At 73.2% G+C, this 19823-nt stretch carries 17 protein-coding genes; 9 read left to right on the top strand and 8 right to left on the bottom strand.

The features are described 5' to 3' along the window. Positions 1–47 precede the first annotated feature (47 nt). Together lpdA and Sru02f_RS08055 are read right to left on the bottom strand one after the other, a co-directional pair. On the bottom strand, positions 48–1436 hold the full coding sequence (gene lpdA, locus Sru02f_RS08050) for a dihydrolipoyl dehydrogenase (RefSeq protein WP_030873385.1): 1389 nt from the start codon (positions 1434–1436) through the stop codon (positions 48–50). A 379-nt stretch (positions 1437–1815) separates the two neighbouring features. Further along, positions 1816–3360, bottom strand: coding sequence for a leucyl aminopeptidase (locus Sru02f_RS08055; RefSeq protein ID WP_109031762.1), 1545 nt, complete (start codon positions 3358–3360; stop codon positions 1816–1818). A 252-nt stretch (positions 3361–3612) separates the two neighbouring features. On the opposite strand from Sru02f_RS08055, the gene Sru02f_RS08060 reads away from it, so the two are divergent. Beyond that, positions 3613–4458 (top strand): endo alpha-1,4 polygalactosaminidase, encoded by an 846-nt coding sequence (locus Sru02f_RS08060; RefSeq protein ID WP_109031763.1) that lies wholly within the window; start codon positions 3613–3615, stop codon positions 4456–4458. A gap of 9 nt (positions 4459–4467) precedes the next feature. On the opposite strand, the gene Sru02f_RS08065 is transcribed toward Sru02f_RS08060, so the two are convergent. Next, positions 4468–5250 carry an adenosylcobinamide-GDP ribazoletransferase gene (locus Sru02f_RS08065; RefSeq protein ID WP_109031764.1) on the bottom strand — a complete coding sequence of 261 codons (783 nt, stop codon included), beginning with the start codon at positions 5248–5250 and terminating at the stop codon, positions 4468–4470. Positions 5251–5310: 60 nt separating this feature from the next. Here Sru02f_RS08065 and Sru02f_RS08070 point away from each other — a divergent pair, with 60 nt between their 5' ends. Then, positions 5311–6051 carry a hypothetical protein gene (locus tag Sru02f_RS08070; protein ID WP_109031765.1) on the top strand — a complete coding sequence of 247 codons (741 nt, stop codon included), beginning with the start codon at positions 5311–5313 and terminating at the stop codon, positions 6049–6051. A gap of 689 nt (positions 6052–6740) precedes the next feature. On the opposite strand, the gene cobT is transcribed toward Sru02f_RS08070, so the two are convergent. Further along, positions 6741–7814, bottom strand: coding sequence for a nicotinate-nucleotide--dimethylbenzimidazole phosphoribosyltransferase (cobT, locus tag Sru02f_RS08075; protein ID WP_109031766.1), 1074 nt, complete (start codon positions 7812–7814; stop codon positions 6741–6743). Between the two features lie 112 nt (positions 7815–7926). Here cobT and Sru02f_RS08080 point away from each other — a divergent pair, with 112 nt between their 5' ends. Next, a complete protein-coding gene (locus tag Sru02f_RS08080) occupies positions 7927–8688 on the top strand; it encodes a class I SAM-dependent methyltransferase (RefSeq protein ID WP_164272402.1) in 762 nt (253 codons plus the stop codon). On the opposite strand, the gene Sru02f_RS08085 is transcribed toward Sru02f_RS08080, so the two are convergent. Beyond that, positions 8677–9876 carry a bifunctional adenosylcobinamide kinase/adenosylcobinamide-phosphate guanylyltransferase gene (locus Sru02f_RS08085; RefSeq protein WP_109031768.1) on the bottom strand — a complete coding sequence of 400 codons (1200 nt, stop codon included), beginning with the start codon at positions 9874–9876 and terminating at the stop codon, positions 8677–8679. The genes Sru02f_RS08080 and Sru02f_RS08085 overlap by 12 nt on opposite strands. A gap of 210 nt (positions 9877–10086) precedes the next feature. Between Sru02f_RS08085 and Sru02f_RS08090 the strand changes: the two genes are divergently transcribed. After that, the gene (locus Sru02f_RS08090; RefSeq protein ID WP_109032093.1) at positions 10087–10335 is read left to right on the top strand and encodes a hypothetical protein; all 249 of its coding nucleotides are present in this window, start codon (positions 10087–10089) and stop codon (positions 10333–10335) included. 30 nt (positions 10336–10365) lie between these two features. On the opposite strand, the gene Sru02f_RS08095 is transcribed toward Sru02f_RS08090, so the two are convergent. From Sru02f_RS08095 to Sru02f_RS08105, 3 genes are all read right to left on the bottom strand, one after another. After that, positions 10366–11454, bottom strand: a complete 1089-nt coding sequence (locus Sru02f_RS08095; RefSeq protein WP_109031769.1) for a S1C family serine protease — start codon at positions 11452–11454, stop codon at positions 10366–10368. A gap of 100 nt (positions 11455–11554) precedes the next feature. After that, positions 11555–12256: a class I SAM-dependent methyltransferase gene (locus Sru02f_RS08100; protein ID WP_109031770.1), complete on the bottom strand. Its 702-nt coding sequence runs from the start codon at positions 12254–12256 to the stop codon at positions 11555–11557. A gap of 83 nt (positions 12257–12339) precedes the next feature. After that, the gene (locus tag Sru02f_RS08105; RefSeq protein WP_164272160.1) at positions 12340–13017 is read right to left on the bottom strand and encodes a DUF3043 domain-containing protein; all 678 of its coding nucleotides are present in this window, start codon (positions 13015–13017) and stop codon (positions 12340–12342) included. 244 nt (positions 13018–13261) lie between these two features. Between Sru02f_RS08105 and Sru02f_RS08110 the strand changes: the two genes are divergently transcribed. The 5 genes from Sru02f_RS08110 to Sru02f_RS08130 all read left to right on the top strand — a co-directional run bounded on the left by Sru02f_RS08110 (position 13262) and on the right by Sru02f_RS08130 (position 19779). Continuing rightward, positions 13262–14059 (top strand): PspA/IM30 family protein, encoded by a 798-nt coding sequence (locus Sru02f_RS08110; protein WP_275413688.1) that lies wholly within the window; start codon positions 13262–13264, stop codon positions 14057–14059. Between the two features lie 21 nt (positions 14060–14080). Beyond that, the gene (gene pspAA, locus Sru02f_RS08115) at positions 14081–14365 is read left to right on the top strand and encodes a PspA-associated protein PspAA (protein ID WP_003976649.1); all 285 of its coding nucleotides are present in this window, start codon (positions 14081–14083) and stop codon (positions 14363–14365) included. Positions 14366–14534: 169 nt separating this feature from the next. Continuing rightward, positions 14535–15755 carry a sensor histidine kinase gene (locus tag Sru02f_RS08120; protein WP_109031773.1) on the top strand — a complete coding sequence of 407 codons (1221 nt, stop codon included), beginning with the start codon at positions 14535–14537 and terminating at the stop codon, positions 15753–15755. A gap of 35 nt (positions 15756–15790) precedes the next feature. Next, complete coding sequence (locus Sru02f_RS08125; RefSeq protein ID WP_087809777.1) at positions 15791–16474, top strand: response regulator; 684 nt, start codon at positions 15791–15793, stop codon at positions 16472–16474. 179 nt (positions 16475–16653) lie between these two features. Beyond that, complete coding sequence (locus Sru02f_RS08130) at positions 16654–19779, top strand: efflux RND transporter permease subunit (protein ID WP_109031774.1); 3126 nt, start codon at positions 16654–16656, stop codon at positions 19777–19779. Positions 19780–19823 lie beyond the last annotated feature (44 nt).

Genomic DNA, 19823 nt, shown 5'->3' on the forward strand with positions numbered 1-19823 from the left:
TACGAAATTGCGGAAGTCTGTGTCGTCGCGCCCGAAGACCGAAGCGGTCAGTCGTGCATGTGGAGCGGCTTGCCGGCCAGCGCCAGGTGGGCCTCGCCGAGCGCCTCGTTCTGCGTCGGGTGGGCGTGGATGAGCTGGGCCACCTCGGCCGGCAGCGCCTCCCAGTTGTAGATCAGCTGCGCCTCGCCGACCTGCTCGCCCATACGGTCGCCGACCATGTGGACGCCGACCACGGCGCCGTCCTTGACCTGGACCAGCTTGATCTCGCCCGCGGTCTTCAGGATGCGGCTCTTGCCGTTGCCGCCCAGGGGGAACTTGATCGAGACGACCTTGTCCGCGCCGTAGACCTCCTTCGCCCTGGCCTCGGTGAGACCGACGGAGGCGACCTCCGGGTGGCAGTACGTCACCCGCGGCACGCCGTCGTAGTCGACCGGCACGGTCTTCAGGCCGGCGAGCCGCTCCGCCACCAGGATGCCCTCGGCGAAGCCGACGTGCGCGAGCTGGAGGGTGGGAACGAGGTCACCGACGGCGGAGATGGTCGGGACGTTGGTCCGCATGTACTCGTCCACGAGGACGAAGCCGCGGTCCGTCGCGACGCCGTTCTCCTCGTAGCCCAGGCCCTGCGAGACCGGGCCGCGGCCGATGGCGACGAGCAGGACCTCGGCCTCGAACTCCTTGCCGTCGGCGAGGGTGACCTTGACGCCGTCCTGGGTGTACTCGGCCTTCTGGAAGAAGGTGCCCAGGTTGAACTTGATGCCGCGCTTGCGGAAGGCGCGCTCCAGGAGCTTGGAGCTGTTCTCGTCCTCGACCGGGACGAGGTGCTTGAGGCCCTCGATGACCGTGACCTCGGAACCGAAGGACTTCCACGCGGAGGCGAACTCGACGCCGATGACGCCGCCGCCCAGCACGATCGCGGACTTCGGCACGCGGTCCAGCGTGAGGGCGTGGTCCGAGGAGATGATCCGGTTGCCGTCGATCTCCAGGCCCGGCAGCGTCTTCGGCACGGAGCCGGTCGCGAGCAGGACGTGGCGGCCCTGGACACGCTGGCCGTTGACGTCGACGGAGGTGGGGGAGGAGAGCCGGCCCTCACCCTCGATGTACGTGATCTTGCGGGAGGCGACCAGACCCTGCAGGCCCTTGTACAGGCCGGCGATCACCTCGTCCTTGTACTTGTGCACGCCGGCCATGTCGACGCCCTCGAAGGACGTCTTGACGCCGAACTGCTCGCTCTCACGGGACTGGTCGGCGACCTCGCCCGCGTGGAGCAGGGCCTTGGTGGGGATGCAACCGTTGTGCAGGCAGGTGCCGCCGAGCTTGTTCTTCTCGATCAGGGCGACGTCCAGGCCCAGCTGCGCCCCGCGCAGGGCCGCGGCGTAACCACCGCTGCCACCGCCGAGGATCACTAGGTCGAAAACGGTGCTGGCGTCGTTCGCCACGTCACGTCCTCCATGCATGTGCGCCACGCCGGTCTCCAGTGACCGGTCGGCGGCTGGTGTCCGGCCGCTCATTGTTCTCGGCCCTTGGGTGGGCCCTGTCCTGCCGGGCTCCATCTTCGCACTTGTGAGAGGCGAACGAGACGTGGGGCCGGGGTGTGAGACACCCCACGTTCACGTGAGCGGGTTTTCCCTGCGGTTCATTTGTGCCGACGCCAGCGGCTCCGCCGCGTGGGCGCGACGCCCTGCGGTTCTTCTCGGCCGACGCCGGGACAGCCCACCCAGGGGCGCGGGGAACCGCGCGACGAGCCACGACGGGCCCGCAGCCGCACGATCACCCGCGCCCCGAACCCCTTAGGCGCCCCCGGCCCAGCTGGCCCAGCTAGCCCAGCTCACCCGCAGCCGCCAGCTCGGCGACCCGCACCAGCGTCCGCACCGCCGTCCCCGTGCCGCCCTTCGGCGTGTACCCGAACGGCCCGCCCTCGTTGAAGGCCGGACCCGCGATGTCCAGGTGCGCCCAGGTGATGCCCTCGCCGACGAACTCGCGCAGGAACAGACCGGCCACCAGGCCGCCGCCCATCCGCTCGCCCATGTTCGCGATGTCCGCGGTCGGCGAGTCCATGCCCTTGCGCAGGTGTTCCGGCAGCGGCATCGGCCACGCCGGCTCGCCGGACTCCTCCGCCGCCTCGTGCACCGCGGAGCGGAACGCGTCGTCGTTCGCCATGATCCCGTACGTGCGGCTGCCCAGCGCCAGCATCATCGCGCCCGTCAGCGTCGCCACGTCGATGATCGCGTCCGGCTTGTCCTGCGAGGCCGCCCACAGCGCGTCGGCGAGCACCAGCCGGCCCTCGGCGTCGGTGTTGAGCACCTCCACCGTCTTGCCGCTGTACATGCGCAGCACATCACCCGGGCGGGTGGCGGAGCCCGACGGCATGTTCTCGGCCAGCGCCAGCCAGCCGGTCACGTTGACCTCCAGGCCGAGCCGCGCGGCCGCGACCACCGCGGCGAACACGGCGGCGGCACCGGCCATGTCGCACTTCATCGTCTCGTTGTGGCCGGCCGGCTTCAGCGAGATGCCGCCCGAGTCGTAGGTGATGCCCTTGCCGACGAAGGCGAGGGACTTCTTCGCCTTGGGCGAGGTGTACGACAGCTTCACCAGCCGCGGACCCGACGCCGAACCGGCGCCGACGCCGAGGATGCCGCCGTAGCCGCCCTTGGTGAGCGCCTTCTCGTCGAGCACCTGCACCTTGATGCCGTGCTCCTTGGCGGCCGCCTGCGCCACCGCCGCGAAAGCCTCCGGGTCGAGGTCGTTCGGCGGGGTGTTGACCAGGTCGCGGGCGCGGTTCAGCTCCTCGGCGACGGCCGCGGCACGCTCGATCGCCGCCTTGTACGCCTTGTCGCGCGGCTTGCCGCCGAGCAGCGCGGCCTCCGCCAGCGGGGCCTTGCCGTTGCCGTTGGCCTTCGCCTTGGCACCCTTGGCCTCCGTGGCCGACGCCTTGTACGCGTCGAAGGAGTACGCGCCGAGCAGCAGGCCCTCGGCGACGACACCGGCGTCGGCGGCCTCGGCGAGCGGCAGGGCGAAGGCGGCCTTCTTGGCGCCGGCCAGGGCGCGGGCGGCCGCGCCGGCGGCCCGGCGCAGCGCCTCGGGGTCGAAACCGGCGTCCTTCTCGGGCTCGGCACCGAGGCCCACCGCCACGACGACGGGGGCCTTGAAGCCGGACGGAGCGGGCAGCTTCGTCACCTCGCCCTCGGCACCGGAGGCGCCGAGGGTCTCCAGGACGGCGGCGAGCCGGCCGTCGTACGCCTTGTCCACGGCCTCGGCGCCCGGGGCGACGGACGGGCCGCCTGCGCCCTTGGCGACGCCGATCACGATCGCGTCGGCCCGCAGGCCGGGCGCCGCGGCGGTGGAGAGAGTGAGAGCAGTCACGGTGGTGAAATCTCGCTTCCGTATGAAGTCTGGTGTGGCCGAATGCGGGTGGGTCGACCGGGCCCGACATCCGACCCTAGATCCCTCCTGCGATGCGGTCCTCGCCTGGGCAGGCGAACACTCGGCACGAGCCTACGCTCGCGCACGGGCGCGCTCCCTCCCGCGGGGCCGTGGTTTCCCCGCCGCTGTGCGGGTGGGAGATCATTCCGGGGGCATGCCGCCCACCCCCTCCCGCACTCTGGAGCACTTCCCGTGAGACGCCCGGTCCTGCCGACAGCCCTTCTCCTGCTGCTGCTTGCCGGCTGCACCTCGGCCCCCGCCGGCGACGACGGTGACGGCGGTGCCGGCGTCGGCGTCGGCGGTGGCGGTGGCGGTGGCGGTGGCGGTGGCGAGGCCGCCGGCCACTGGCGGCCGACGGCCGGCACCGCCTGGCAGTGGCAGCTCAGTGGCAGGCTCGACACCTCCGTCGACGTACCGGTCTACGACATCGACGGCTTCGACCACGACGAGGCCACGGTCGCCGGCCTGCACGACGACGGGCGCAAGGTCATCTGCTACGTCTCCACCGGCGCCTGGGAGGACTTCCGGCCCGACGCCGACGCGTTCCCCGAGGAGGTGCTGGGCAAGGGCAACGGCTGGGAGGGCGAGCGGTGGCTGGACATCCGCGCGACTGACGTCCTGGAGCCGCTGATGGCCGAGCGCCTCGACATGTGCCGCGACAAGGGCTTCGACGCCGTGGAGCCGGACAACATGGACGGCTACAAGAACGACACCGGCTTCCCGCTCACCGGCGACGACCAGCTCCGCTACAACCGGCTGATCGCGAAGCTCGCCCACGACCGCGGGATGGCCGTCGGGCTGAAGAACGACCTGGACCAGATCCCGGACCTGGTCGACGACTTCGACTTCGCCGTCAACGAACAGTGCGCCCAGTACGGCGAGTGCGCCGACAACCGGCCGTTCGTCGACGCGGACAAGGCGGTGTTCCACGTCGAGTACGAGCTGCCGACCGAGCGCTTCTGCGCCGACTCCCGTGAGCTGCGGCTCAGTTCGATGCTGAAGAAGTACGAACTGGACGCGTGGCGGGAGGCCTGCTGAGCCGGTGGCTCAACCGAGGACGAGGACCACGAGGGCGGTGGTGGCCGCCGTCTCCGCCACGCCGCCGAAGACGTCGCCCGTGACGCCGCCGAAGCGGCGGACGCAGTGGCGCAGGAGGAGTTCGGCCACCGCGGCGGCGCACACCACGGCGAGCGCCGTGCGCAGCGCGTCGTACGGGCCCAGGTACGCGCCCGCCGCCGCGCCAGCCAGGGTGACGGCCGCCGTCGCCGCCAGCGCCCCGCCGGCCGGGACCACCCCGGCGACCGCCGCGCCCAGGCCCTCCGGGCGGGCGGCGGGCACTCCGGTCCGGGCCGCCGTCGTGAGCGCCAGCCGGGCGGCGGTCGCCGACACCACGGCGGCGAGCGCGCCCCGCGCCCACGAGCCGTCGTAGGCCTGCGCGAGGGCGGCCACCTGGGCGAGCAGCGTGAACAGCAGGGTGAGCACGCCGAACGGTCCGATGTCCGACTGCTTCATGATCCGCAGGGCGTCCTCGGCGGGCTTGCCGCTGCCCAGTCCGTCGGCGGTGTCGGCCAGTCCGTCCAGGTGCAGTCCACGCGTGAGTACGGCGGGGACGGCGGCCGTGGCGACCGCGGCGAGCAGGGTCCCGGCACCCAGGGCGAGCAGCAGGAGCCCGGCGGCCGCGGCGGCGACGCCGACGGTCAGCCCGGCCAGCGGCGCGCACAGCATGCCGCCGCGCGCGGCGTCCCGGTCCCAGCGGGTCACCTTGACCGGGAGCACGGTGAGGGTGCCGAAGGCGAAACGGAGGCCGTCGGGGGAGGGGGTCCTGAGCACCGGCGCAGACTACCCGGCGGTCGGCGGGGCGTGGGCGGGCACTGGGGATAAAGTGCGCATATGGGAGATTGGTGGCAGCGCAACATCATGGAGCCGGGCAAGCTGCCGCTGCTCCTCGCGCTGGCGGCGTTCGTGCTGACGTTCGCGATCACCCGGGTGATCACCCGTCTGATCCGGGCGGGCAAGGGGCCCTTCGGGAACGTCAAGGCGGGCGGGGTGCACATCCACCACGTCGTTCCGGGGGTCGTGCTCACCGTCGTCGGGGGCTTCGGCGCGGTCGCGGGGGGCCGGCACGGGGTCTGGTCGGCGCTCGCGGCGGTGGTCTTCGGTATCGGGGCGGGGCTGGTCCTGGACGAGTTCGCGCTGATCCTGCACCTCGACGACGTGTACTGGAGCGAGGCGGGGCGCAAGAGCGTGGAGGTCGTGGTGCTCACCGCGGCGCTGGTCGGGCTGGTGCTGGCGGGGTTCACGCCGTTCGGTGTCGACGGGATGTCCCAGGACGAGTTGCAGGACCGCGCGAACGTCATCGCGACGGTCGCGGGGAACTTCCTGTTCTCCCTCCTCGCCCTGGCCAAGGGCAAGGCGCGGCTGGCGATCTTCGGGGTCATCGTGCCCCTGGTCGCTCTGGTCGGCGCGGTTCGCCTGGCCCGGCCGGGCTCTCCGTGGGCCCGCCGGTTCTACGCCCGCCGGCCGCGGGCCCGCGCACGCGCCCGGCTGCGCGCCGCCCGCCACGACCGCCGCTGGTCCGGACCGCGCCGCGTCGTCCAGGACTGGATCGGCGGCCGTCCGGATCCGCGGTGACGGTGCCCTGCCTGCGGCGGCCTGTGCGGGTTCGGTGGGGGTGCGTGTAGCGCGGTGTGTCCGGTGGGTGGGTCGGGGTCGCGCCGGGGGGTGTCCGTCCTCGGAACGGCGCGGAATCGGTCACTTGAAGAGGCTCGGGGCGTTGACGCGCCAACCGCTGCGGGCGGACACCCCCCGACACGCCCCCTTCTCGCCGTACGCGGCTGCGGCCCGCCCTCGCTCCGCGCTCCTTCTCGCCGTACGCGGCTTCCCCGCCGCGTCGCCCCCGGCCGCCGCTGCGGGCCGTCGTCGCCCCCGCGGCAGCTGCGCGTGCCCCCCCGCCGCAGCTGCGAGCAGTCGCCGCCCCCGCCGCTGCGGGCAGTCGCCGCCTCCCCGCCGCCGCTGCACGTGCCCCCGCCGCAGCTGCGGGCAGTCTCCGCCTCCCCGCCGCCGCTGCACGTGCCCCCGCCGCAGCTGCGGGCAGTCTCCGCCTCCCTGCCGCCGCTGCGCGTGACCGCCCCCGCCGCCGCTGCGGGCAGTCGTGCCGCTGGGGCGGCACGGGTGGGCGCAGCGGCACCCCGCAACGCCGGGCCGCGCACCCCTCGCGCCCGCGCCCACCCCAGGGCCGGGTGCTACGCCGGGCCGCGCGACCTACCCCGCGCCCGCACCCACCCCGGAGGACCAAGCCAGCCCGGTCCACTGAACCGCGTTCACTCGTCCCCGGGCACGGCCTTGCCGTCGGAGATCTCCGGCAGCTCCGCTGCCAAGGACGCCGCCGCCTGGACCAGGGGCAGCGCCAGCAGTCCGCCCGCGCCCTCGCCCACCTGTACGCCCTGGGTCAGCAGCGGCTCCATGGCCATCCGGTCCAGCGCCTTCGCCTGGCCCGGCTCCCCGCTGTCGTGCGCGGCCAGCCACCAGTCCGGCGCCCGGAACGCCACCCGCTGCCCGACCAGCGCGCACGCGGCCGTCACGACGCCGTCCAGGATCACCGGCACCTTCCGCACCGCGCTCTGCAGCAGGAAGCCCGTCATGGCGGTGAGGTCCGCGCCGCCGACCGTGGCGAGGAGTTGCAGCTGGTCGCCGAGGACGGGGCGCGCGCGGCGCAGCGCGTCGCGGATCGCCGCGCACTTGCGCATCCAGGCCAGGTCGTCGATCGGCAGCCCGCCCCGGCCGGTGACGACCGACGCGTCCGTCCCGCACAGCGCGGCCACCAGCGTCCCCGCCGCCGTCGTACCGCCCACGCTCACGTCACCCAGCACCACCAGGTCGGTGCCCGAGTCGGCCTCCTCGTCGGCCACCGCCATCCCGGCGCGGAAGGAGGCCTCCGCCTCCTCGGGGGTCAGCGCGTCCTCGATGTCGATGCGGCCGCCGCCGCGCCGCACCCGGTGTCCCGCCACCTCGGCCGGCAACGTCTCCGGGTCGCAGTCCAGGGCCATGTCGACGACGCGCACCGGTACGTCCAGGCGCCTGGCGAGCACCGACACCGGCCGGCCGCCCTCCAGTACCGCGCGCACCAGTTCACCGGCACCGCCCGCGGGCCGCGCCGACACGCCCAGCTCGGCGACCTTGTGGTCGCCGGCGAAGAGCACCACCCGGGGGCGTACGACGGGGCGTACCGGTACGGCGGACTGGGCCGCCGACAGCCACTCGCCCAGGTCGTCGAGGCGGCCCAGTGATCCGGGCGGGACGACCTGACGCTCCCGGCGCGCCTCCGCGTCGCGACGTACCCCGCCGTCGGGGCGCTCGATCAGGTCGGTGAAGTCGTCGAGATTCAGCGAGCTCATTCGCCGAACAGTACCGGCCCCGGTCGAACGCGAAGGAGGGCCCGTGGGCGGCACGTCCGGGCGGCGTCGTTGCGCCCCGGATCGCGCTCACCTACGTAACGTTTTGCCTGGAATGTCTTACGTGCCCGCGTACGTCTCGTGTCGGGAGCCGCTCGTGTCCGGAACCTCCGCCCCCTCGGTGCCTCCCGTCCCCCCGTACGGGCCGTACCGCGAGGACTGCCCCTGGTGCGGCTCGCGGCGGCTGCGGGCCCGGCTGCGCGGTGACGGGCCGCGGCAGGGGGCACCCCACCGGTCTCCGGTCGAGCGGTGCGCGGACTGCCGCCACGTCTTCCGGAACCCGCCGCTCACCCCCGGTCCGGAGCATCTTCTGGTCCGGGCCGGAGTCCGGTTCAGACACCGGCTGGCCGCCCGGGCGCTGTACCGCCACTGTCCCGAGCCCGAGAGCTGGCTGGACGTCGGCACCGGCGACGCCGACTTCCCCCGGACCGCCCGCACGCACTTCCCGTACACCGCGTTCGACGGCCTGGACGCCACCCACCGCGTGCTGCGGGCCCGCGCCGTCGAGCGGGTCGAGGAGGCGTTCGTCGGGCGGCTGACGGATCCGCACATCGCGGCCCGGCTGCGGGCGCGCTACGACGTCGTGAGCCTCTTCCAGTACCTGGAGCGGGTGGTGGACCCGCGGGCGGAGCTGCGAGGCGCGCTGCGGGTGCTGCGGCCCGGCGGGCATCTGCTCGTCGACGTGGCCGACCCGCGTCGCCTGCTGCCCGTCCACCCGGTCGGACTGGGCGCCGAACTCGTGGCCCAGGGCTGCACGGTCCTCACGGGCGCCAGGGGGCACCGGGTCGTCGCGCGCAAGGACGGCTCAGCCCCGTAGCACCAGCGCCTGGCCCGCCACCACCAGCAGCACCTGCTCGCACTCGGCCGCGAACGCCGCGTTCAGGCGGCCGAGTTCGTCGCGGTAGCGGCGGCCGGACGCCGTGGCCGGGACGATGCCCGAACCGACCTCGTTCGACACCGCCACCAGCGTGCGGCGGGTGTCGCGGACCGCCCGGGTCAGTTCCCGCACCCGGTCCCGCAGCGCCCGTTCGCCGCCGTCGGCCCACTCCTCGTCGTCCCACGCGCCGACCGCGTCCATCGCGTCCGTCAGCCACAGGGACAGGCAGTCGACGAGGAGGGGCGGGCCCTCGTCCTTCAGGAGGGGGACCAGGTCGCAGGTCTCGGCGGTCCGCCACGAACCGGGGCGGCGTTCCCGGTGCGCGCCGACCCGGGCCGCCCATTCGGTGTCGCCGTTGCGGGAGCCGCCGGTGGCCACGTAGAGGACGTCGGGGAAGGGTTCGAGGCGGCGTTCCGCCTCCACCGACTTGCCCGACCGGGCACCGCCCAGGACCAGGGTGCGCCGCGGGACGTCGGGCACGTCCTCGTACGAGCCCACCGTCAGCGTCGTGCCGTCCGGCACCGCCCGTGCGCCCGCCGCCGCGAGCCGCCGCGCCAGCTCCCGGCCCGGCGGCACGTCGTGGTCCAGGTGGACGGCGACGACGTCCGTCGTCGGGCCCGCCGCGCCCACCGCCCGCAGCCGCGCCAGCGCGTCCGGCCGCCCCACGACGTCCGCGAGGACCAGGTCGTACGGCTCGGCGGGCTCCTCCAGGCCCGCCGGGGCGCCGCCCGGCGGCACGTAGAGGAGCCGCCGACCGTCGGGTCCCGTCACGGCGTAACCCGTCCCCGGCGCGTCCAGCGCCACCGCCCGCACCCGGTGCCCGGTCAGCAGCGCCAGCTCCCGGCCGTCCGGCACCCGGCCCGGCTGCGGCAGCCCGGCCGGCACCTCCACGGCGGGGCCGTCGTGAGGGTGGGAGAGCAGCACCTGCCGTACGCCGGACAGGGAGTGCCCGGCCCTGGCGGCGGCGAACGCGGCGCCGGGCGTCAGGTCGAGCAGCAGCGCGCCGTCCACCAGCAGCGCGGTCGCCGCACGCGCGTCCTCGCCCTGCGCCGCGGCACAGGCCGCGCAGGGACAGTCGGGGCGGGGGAGTCCCGCGGGGGCACCGGTGCCGAGCAGAGTCACGTCCACGCACCGATTTTCGCCGGTCACCCGGCGACATGCGCGCCCGAGTCCCCCGGGGGGCGGGTGCCGCGACCGTTCCCGCCCCCCGGGGGTCCCCCTGCGGGGCCTTCTCCCCTGGCCTTCTACGGTGCGCCCGGTTCAGCGCATAGGCTGCGGGCGGAGGGCGGATCAAGATCCGGCTTCCGCTCTGCATGTGCTCACATCTTGGAGGCGTACATGGCGGCATGGACGTGGCGGTTCGAGACGGCCGACGGGACGGAGGTCCAGCCCGCGGTGCAGCCCGAGGAGTTCACCACGCAAGGGGACGCCGAGTCCTGGATCGGGGAGCAGTGGAAGGACCTCCGGGAGGGCGGCACCGACCAGGTGCGGCTCTTCGAGGACTCCACCGAGATCTACGGCCCGATGAGCCTGCACGCCGAGGAGGCGGAGGCCGATGCCGAGGCCGAGGCGGGGACCGAGGCCTGAGGCCCGGGGGCGGGGGCGGCCCCGCCCCCGTCACTGCTCGCCGAGCGTCACCTCGGCCGTGTGCTCCTTGCCGTCCCGGGTGTACGTCACCTTCGTCCGGTCGCCCGGCCGCATCGACGCCAGCGCCTCGGACAGCGAGGTGATGGTGGTGATGTCCGTGTCGCCGAGCTTCACGAGGACGTCCCCGGGACGCAGACCGGCGTCGTCGGCGGCCCCGCCGTCGCTCACCTCCACGACGGCCACCCCGGCCGGGCGGTAGCTGTCGTCCACGACCGTGCGGGCGGTGATGCCCAGCGCGGCCCGGCCCGAGTCGGTGACCTTGCCGTCCCTGACGATCTGCCCGGCCACCGTCGTCACCATCGACGCCGGGATCGCGAACCCGATGCCGGGCGCCGCGCTGTCGCCGAGGCCCGGATCGGTCGCCGCCAGCGTCGGGATGCCGATCACCTGCCCGTCCAGGTTCACCAGCGCGCCCCCGCTGTTGCCCGGGTTGATGGCCGCCGACGTCTGCACCATGTTGGCGATGGTCGCGCCCGTGCCGCCGCCGCTGCTGCCCTCCGTCACGGTGCGCCCGGTCGCCGACACGATGCCCTGCGTCACGCTGGAGGACAGGCCGAGCGGCGAGCCCATCGCCAGCACGATCTGCCCCACCTCGACCTTCGCGGAGTCCGCGAACCGGGCCGCCTTCATGCCCTCGGGCACCTTGTCGAGCTTGATGACCGCCAGGTCCTGCTCCGGGTAGGAGGAGACCAGCTTCGCGGTCAGGGCGCCCTCGGTGCGGGCCGTCGTCACCCGGAAGGACTTCGCGTCCCCGACGACGTGCGCGTTGGTGACGACGTGTCCCTTGTCGTCGTACACGACCCCCGACCCCAGGGAGTCGCCCGCCTGGATCTGTACGACCGACGGCAGTACGTCCTTGATCACCCGCTCGTAGTCGGCCTCCAGCTCACTGGCCGCGCGCGGCGCCGCGGCCTGCGCCGTGTCGCCCTCCCGTGCGCTCCCCGAACCCCGGTCGGTCCCCGCACCGGCGTCGGAACAGCCGGTCGCCAGCAACAGGACGCAGGCCGGTACGGCCACCGGAGCGAGCAGACGACGCAGACGGGTGCGGGAAGTGTCCATGGGCCGAGTCTCACCGCGTCCCCGGCGCCCGGCGCCCGGTGCACACCCGAACGGGCGCCGGGGCCGGGCCGGTGGCGGTACCGGGCCGGTGGGGCAGGAGCTAGCCGCGCACCCCGCACAGGTGCAGCAGCGCCGCGACCGAGCGGTACGGGTCCGTCCGGCCGGCCCGCTCCTCGGCGGCCAGCAGGGCTTCGAGGTCCGCGGGGGGTGCGGCACCGTCGGGCGCCGTGTCCGTGAAGACCCGCACGCCGTACCAGGTGTGCAGCGGCGCGCCGATGCCCGCGAGCTTCGCCGTCAGCGTCGCCAGCCGGTCCGCGCGGACGTCGAGGCCCAGGCGGTTGCGGTAGCTCGTGGTGTCGAAGGCGGCCAGCGCCCCCGGCCAGTCGCCGTGCAGGCCGGGGCGGAGCGCGAGCGCGTCGCCGTTGCGCACCACGAGCGACAGCAGACCGCCGGGCGCGAGCATCCTGGCCAGCCCCGCCAGCAGCGGGTCGGGCTCCTCGACGTACATGAGCACGCCGTGGCACAGCACCACGTCGAAGCTGCCCGGCAGGAAGTGCACACCGGTGTCCCGGCCGTCGCCCTCGACGATCCGCATCCGCTCCCGGATGCCCTCGGGCTGGCCGGCCAGGGCGTCACGCGCGGCGGCGATCATCGTCGCGTCCCGCTCCACGCCGGTCACCTGGTGCCCGGCCCGTGCCAGCCGCAGCGCCTGGGTGCCCTGGCCCATTCCGACGTCGAGCACGCGCAGCCGCCGCCCCACGGCGAAACGCCCGGCTATCTGCTCGTCCAGCTGCCGGGCCACCAGCTCCTGCCGTACGACGTTGCGAAGCCCGGACAGTCCCGCCGTCCAGGCCTCGGCCGCGCCCTCGGTGAACGGCGTCGTGCTCAGGGCCGCTCCCCACGCTTGACCTGCGGCTTGGGCAGCCGCAGCCGGCGCATCTGGAGCGAGCGCATCAGCGCGTACGCGACCGCACCGCGGCGGCGCTCGTCCGGGAAGCGCTCCGCGAGCCGCTTCTTCAGCCGGAAGCCGGTGACGATCGAGTCCAGCACGATCAGCACGATCACGACCAGCCACAGCAGCAGCGCGACGTTCTGCAGCGACGCCACCCGGATCATGCTCAGCACGAGGATGATCACGGCCATCGGCAGGAAGTACTCCGCGATGTTGAACCGCGAGTCGACGAAGTCGCGCGCGAACTTGCGGACCGGGCCCTTGTCGCGGGCCGGCAGGTACCGCTCGTCGCCCTTGGCCAGCGCCTCGCGCTGCCGGGCCATCGCGGTCCGCCGCTCCTCGCGCTGCCGCTTGGCGGCGTCCTTGCGGGTCATCGGCGTATTGGCGACGCTGCGGCGCTGGGACTGGGCCACACTGCGCTTGGGCGTGGGCCTGCCCTTCGGGGCCTGCGGGTCACGGGGCTGATTGGAGTCGGTCACCTGCGCGCTGACGGCGCTCTGGGCCTTCTCATCCTTGGCACGGCTACGGAACACAAAACCCAAGGGTACGTGGTGCGGGGGTGTGGGCCCCAGTCCGGTGGGGAACGATCCGGCAACGCCGGTCGTCTGTATGGGGACAGAGCGGATGTACGGAGCGGATGCCGCGTACAGCCCCGGACACCGGGATTTTCCGGACAACCCGGGGAGCACCTACTCCCTGCGCCGGACGGGGAACGTACGCAGTCGTCCTTGGGGATGAGCGCATCCGTCCCCGAACAGTGCGGTAATGGATGCAGGGCCCGTACTGTGGGTTCTGTTGCAGTCGCTGGAGCTGGAGTCGGTCAGAAGGGGGCGCGCGAAGCCCATGAGCGGTGTCATGAAGCGTATGGGGATGATCTTCCGCGCGAAGGCCAACAAGGCCCTTGACCGGGCCGAGGACCCGCGCGAAACCCTCGATTACTCGTACCAGAAACAGCTGGAGCTGCTGCAGAAGGTGCGCCGCGGCGTCGCCGACGTGGCGACCAGCCGCAAGCGGCTGGAGCTGCAGCTCAACCAGCTCCAGTCCCAGTCGGGCAAGCTGGAGGACCAGGGCCGCAAGGCGCTGGCGCTGGGCCGCGAGGATCTGGCCCGCGAGGCGCTCTCCCGGCGCGCCGCGCTCCAGCAGCAGGTCACCGACCTGGAGACGCAGCACGCGACCCTCCAGGGCGAGGAGGAGAAGCTCACCCTTGCGGCCCAGCGCCTCCAGGCCAAGGTGGACGCCTTCCGCACGAAGAAGGAGACCATCAAGGCCACCTACACGGCGGCCCAGGCGCAGACCCGCATCGGCGAGGCGTTCTCCGGCATCTCCGAGGAGATGGGCGACGTCGGCCTGGCCATCCAGCGGGCCGAGGACAAGACCGCCCAGCTCCAGGCCCGGGCCGGCGCCATCGACGAGCTGCTCGCCTCCGGCGCCCTCGACGACCAGTCCGGCATGCACAAGGACGACATCCAGGCCGAGCTGGACCGGCTCTCCGGTGGTACGGATGTAGAGCTGGAACTGCAGCGGATGAAGGCCGAGCTGGCCGGGGGCTCCACCTCCGACCGCCAGGCCATCGAGGGCGGCCAGGGACAGGGCCAGTCCGCGTCGCAGTCCCAGCAGCAGCCGCAGGACACCCCGCGCTTCGACAAGCAGTAGCCCACGGCTAGGAGGGCCGACATGATCGTACGGATCATGGGGGAGGGACAGCTGACGCTGGCCGACGGCCGGCTCGGCGAGCTGAACAAGCTGGACGACGAACTCCTGGCCGAGATGGAGAACGGCGACGGCCCAGGCTTCCGCGCGACCCTCCAGGCCCTCCTGGCCAAGGTCCGCGAACTGGGCGAGCCCCTCCCGGACGACACCCTGGAGCCGTCCGACCTCATCCTCCCGTCCCCGGACGCCACCCTGGAGGAGGTCCAGGAGCTCCTGAGCGACGACGGCCTCATTCCGGGCGGTGCGTGACGAACGCGGGCGACCGCGTTCAGCCCGTGGGGGTGCCCCCTCTGGGGGAGTTTGAGGACGAGGCCCGTTCAGGGCCGAAGCGGGGGTCCGGGGGCGCAGCCCCCGGCCGACGCCCACTGAACGCGGGCCCGGTCACAAGACACCCCCACTCCGGCTACCGTGAAAAACCGTGAGCACACTCGCGAGAGCCCGTTGCGTCTTCGGCGCCCACCCCTCCGCCATGGACACCGTCCTCGCGGTGGTCGTCCTGGTCTGCATGGTCGCCGGCTCCTTCGTGGACCCGCACGGTCCGGAGGGCGTCAGCTGGGGGCTGCGCACCCCCGACGCGCTCAGCCTCGCCCTGATGACCGCCGGCGCCGCCGCGCTCGCCTTCCGGCGCCGCCAGCCGATGGCGGTCCTCGTCGTCACGGGCTGCGTCTCCGTCGTCGAGAGCGTCACCGGCGACCCGCGCGCCCCGGTGGTCATGTCGGCCGTCATCGCCCTGTACACCGTCGCCGCCTCCACCGACCGGCCCACCACCTGGCGGGTCGGCCTGCTCACCATGACCGTGCTCACCGGCGCCGCCATGCTGGCCGGCCCGCTGCCCTGGTACGCGCAGGAGAACCTCGCCGTCTTCGCCTGGACCGGCATCGGCGCCACCGCCGGGGACGCCGTCCGCAGCCGCCGCGCCTTCGTGCAGGCCATCCGGGACCGGGCGGAGAAGGCCGAGCGCACCCGGGAGGAGGAGGCCCGCCGCCGCGTCGCCGAGGAACGGCTGCGCATCGCCCGCGACCTGCACGACGTGGTCGCCCACCACATCGCCCTGGTCAACGTGCAGGCCGGGGTCGCCTCGCACGTCATGGACAAGCGGCCCGACCAGGCCAAGGAGGCGCTCGCCCACGTACGGGAGGCCAGCCGCTCCGCCCTGGACGAGCTGCGGGCCACCGTCGGCCTGCTCCGCCAGTCGGGCGACCCGGAGGCACCGACCGAGCCCGCCCCGGGCCTCGCCCGCCTCGACGAACTCGTCGGCACCTTCCACCACGCCGGCCTGCGGGTCGAGGTGGCCCGCACCGACCAGGGCACCGAGCTGCCGGCCGCCGTCGACCTGGCCGCCTACCGCATCATCCAGGAGGCGCTGACCAACGTGCAGAAGCACGCGGGACGGCAGGCGAAGGCCGAGGTCAGCGTCGTGCGGGTCGGGCCGGACATCGAGGTGACCGTCCTCGACGACGGCACCGCCGACGGCGAGGTCCCCGAGGGCACCACCGAGGGCGGGGGACACGGGCTGCTCGGCATGCGCGAGCGCGTCACCGCCGTGCGCGGCACCCTCACCACCGGTCCCCGCTACGGCGGCGGTTTCCGCGTGCATGCGATCCTTCCGGTCAAGAGCCGCACCGACGCCGCCACCTGAGCCACCCAAGCCACCGAAGCCACGGGGGACCCCGTATGACGATCCGTGTCCTGCTCGCCGACGACCAGGCGCTGCTGCGCAGCGCCTTCCGGGTGCTGGTCGACTCCGAGCCCGACATGGAGGTGGTGGGGGAGGCGTCCGACGGCGCGGAGGCGGCCCGGCTGGCCGCCGAGCAGCGGGCCGACGTGGTGTTGATGGACATCCGGATGCCCGGCACGGACGGTCTCGCCGCCACCCGCATGATCAGCGCCGACCCGTCCCTCGCCCACGTCCGCGTGGTCATACTGACCACCTTCGAGGTCGACGACTACGTGGTGCAGTCGCTGCGGGCCGGGGCCTCCGGATTCCTCGGCAAGGGCTCGGAGCCCGAGGAACTGCTCAGCGCGATCCGGGTCGCGGCCGGGGGCGAGGCGCTGCTGTCGCCGACCGCCACCAAGGGGCTGATCGCCCGCTTCCTCGCCCAGCAGGACACCGCCGACGAGGACCGAGACCCGGCCCGGGCCGAGCGCCTCGAGTCGCTGACCGTGCGCGAGCGCGAGGTCCTGGTCCAGGTGGCCGGCGGGCACTCCAACGACGAGATCGCCGAGCGCCTCGAGGTCAGCCCGCTCACCGTGAAGACCCACGTCAACCGGGCCATGGCCAAGCTGGGCGCCCGCGACCGGGCCCAGCTGGTCGTCATCGCCTACGAATCCGGGCTGGTCCGTCCAAGGGTGGAGTGACCTCTACCCGCGTGTACTGCGGAGGGAGTAGGCGCGGGATAAGGAAATGGACCTGGGGCCTAGGGATACCGGGCCGCCCATGGCCCAGGGTGTTGGGGTGGGCGCTCAGCTGTGTGCCCGCGACCGGCGCTGCCATGTGCCCCGTCCCCCGCTCGGCCACAGAAGAGAGACCCTGACCCATGTCCTGGCTGTCGAGATTCAGCCTCGCGCAACGGGCCCTGATAGGCCTGATGTCGATCGTCGCGCTCGTCTTCGGCGCGATCGCCATCCCCCAGCTCAAGCAGCAGCTGCTGCCCACCATCGAACTGCCCATGGTGTCCGTGCTGGCTCCGTACCAGGGCGCCTCGCCGGACGTGGTCGAGAAGCAGGTCGTCGAGCCGATCGAGGACAGCCTCGAGGCCGTCGACGGGATCTCGGGCGTCACCTCCACGGCCAGTGAGGGCAACGCCGTCATCATGGCGTCCTTCGACTACGGCCCGGACAACCAGCAGCTCGTCGCCGACGTCCAGCAGGCCGTGAACCGGGCCCGCGCCCAGCTCCCGGACGACGTGGACCCGCAGGTCATCTCCGGCTCGACGGACGACATCCCGACCGTCGTTCTCGCCGTGACCTCGGACAAGGACCAGCAGGCGCTGGCCGACCAGCTCGACAAGACGGTCGTCTCCGAGCTGAAGGACATCGACGGCGTCGCCCAGGTCGTGGTCGACGGCGTCCGCGACGTCCAGGTCACCGTCACGCCGGACCCGGCGAAGCTGGCCGCGGCCAAGGTGAGCCCGCAGGCGCTCGCCCAGTCCCTCCAGGCGGGCGGCGCGACCGTCCCGGCCGGTTCCTTCGACGAGGCGGGCGCCAACCGCACCGTCCAGGTCGGCGGCGGCTTCACCTCGGTCGAGCAGATCCAGGACCTCATGGTCACCGGTGAGGGCGTCGACGAGCCGGTCCGCCTCGGCGACGTCGCCACCGTCAAGGAGGAGGAGGCCAAGGCCGACTCCCTCACCCGAACCAACGGCAAGCCGTCCCTCGCGGTCGCCGTGACGATGGACCACGACGGCAGCGCGGTCTCCATCTCGAACGCCGTCGAGGACAAGCTCCCCGACCTGCGCGAGCAGCTCGGTTCCGGCGCGACCCTCACCGTCGTCAGCGACCAGGGCCCGGCCGTCTCCAAGGCCATCTCCGGCCTGACCACGGAGGGCGGGCTCGGTCTGCTCTTCGCCGTCCTGGTCATCCTGGTCTTCCTGGCGTCGATCCGCTCCACCCTGGTCACCGCGGTCTCCATCCCGCTGTCGGTGGTGCTGGCGCTGATCGTCCTGTGGACGCGCGACCTGTCGCTCAACATGCTGACGCTGGGCGCGCTGACCATCGCCATCGGCCGCGTCGTCGACGACTCGATCGTGGTCCTGGAGAACATCAAGCGGCACCTCGGCTACGGCGAGGAGCGCAAGGACGCCATCCTGAACGCCGTCCGCGAGGTCGCCGGGGCGGTCACCTCGTCCACCCTCACCACGGTCGCCGTGTTCCTGCCGATCGGTCTGGTCGGCGGCATGGTCGGCGAGCTGTTCGGCTCCTTCAGCCTCACCGTCACCGCGGCGCTGCTGGCCTCCCTGCTGGTGTCGCTGACGGTCGTTCCGGTGCTGTCGTACTGGTTCCTGCGGCCCCCGAAGGGCACGCCTCAGGACGCGGCCGAGGCCCGCAGGCTGGCCGAGGAGAAGGAGGCCAAGAGCCGCCTCCAGCGCTTCTACGTCCCCGTCCTGCGCTTCGCCACCCGCCGCCGGCTGACCAGCGTGGCCATCGCGATCGTCGTGCTGGTCGGTACCTTCGGCATGGCGCCGCTGCTGAAGACCAACTTCTTCGACCAGGGCGAGCAGGAGGTCCTCAGCGTCAAGCAGGAGCTGAAGCCCGGCACCAGCCTCGGCGCGACCGACGAGCAGGTGAAGAAGGTCGAGAAGCTGCTCGGCGACACCGAGGGCGTCAAGGACTACCAGGTCACCATCGGTTCGTCCGGGTTCATGGCCGCCTTCGGCGGCGGCACGGACACCAACCAGGCCTCGTACCAGCTGATGCTGGAGGACTCGGCGAACGCCGACGACGTCCAGGACCACATCGAGGACGGGCTGGGCAAGCTCGGCGAGGGCATCGGCACCACCACCATCGCCGCCGGTGACGGCTTCGGCAGCCAGGACCTGAGCGTCGTCGTCAAGGCGGCCGACGCGCAGGTGCTCCGCGACGCCGCCGAGCAGGTCCGCAAGACCGTCGCCGGGCTCGACGACGTCACCGACGTCACCAGCGACCTGGCGCAGAGCGTCCCGCGCATCTCCGTGAAGGCCAACGCGAAGGCCGCCGAGGCCGGGTTCACCGACCAGACGCTCGGCGCGGCCGTCGCCCAGGCGGTGCGCGGCACCCCGGCGGCCAAGGCGACCCTGGACGACACCGAGCGCGACGTCGTCATCAAGTCGGCGCAGCCCGCCCGGACGATGGCCGAGCTGAAGGCGCTGAACCTGGGCGCGGCCAAGCTCGGCGACATCGCCACCGTGCAGCTGGTGGACGGCCCGGTCTCGATGACCCGCATCGACGGCCAGCGCGCGGCGACCATCACCGCCAAGCCGACCGGCGACAACACCGGCGCGGTCGGTGCGGACCTCCAGTCGAAGATCGACGGCCTGGACCTGCCGGCCGGCGCCACCGCCGAGATCGGCGGCGTCACCGCGGACCAGGACGAGGCCTTCGTCAACCTGGGCCTGGCCATGCTCGCGGCGATCGCGATCGTCTTCATGCTGCTGGTGGGCACCTTCCGGTCGCTGGCCCAGCCGCTGATCCTGCTGGTGTCCATCCCGTTCGCGGCGACCGGCGCGATCGGCCTGCTGATCGCCACGGGCACCCCGATGGGCGTTCCGGCGATGATCGGCATGCTGATGCTGATCGGCATCGTGGTCACCAACGCCATCGTGCTGATCGACCTGATCAACCAGTACCGCAAGCAGGGCTACGGAGTCGTCGAAGCGGTGATCGAGGGCGGCCGCCACCGTCTGCGGCCCATCCTGATGACGGCCCTGGCGACGATCTTCGCGCTGCTCCCGATGGCGCTGGGCGTCACCGGCGAGGGCGGCTTCATCGCCCAGCCGCTCGCGGTGGTGGTGATCGGCGGTCTGATCACGTCGACGCTGCTGACCCTGCTCCTGGTCCCGACGCTCTACGCGATGCTGGAGCTCCGCAAGGAGCGCCGGGCGAAGAAGCGGGCCGCGAAGAAGGGCGGCGGCGACGTGCCGCCGCAGCCGGCGGCGTCGGACGAGCCGGAGCCGGCGCAGGTCTGACGGCGGCGGCCGAACGCAGGAGGGTGTCCCCACCGCTCGGTGGG

The sequence above is a fragment of the Streptomyces rubrogriseus genome (assembly GCF_027947575.1).
Classification (GTDB): Bacteria; Actinomycetota; Actinomycetes; order Streptomycetales; family Streptomycetaceae; genus Streptomyces; species Streptomyces rubrogriseus.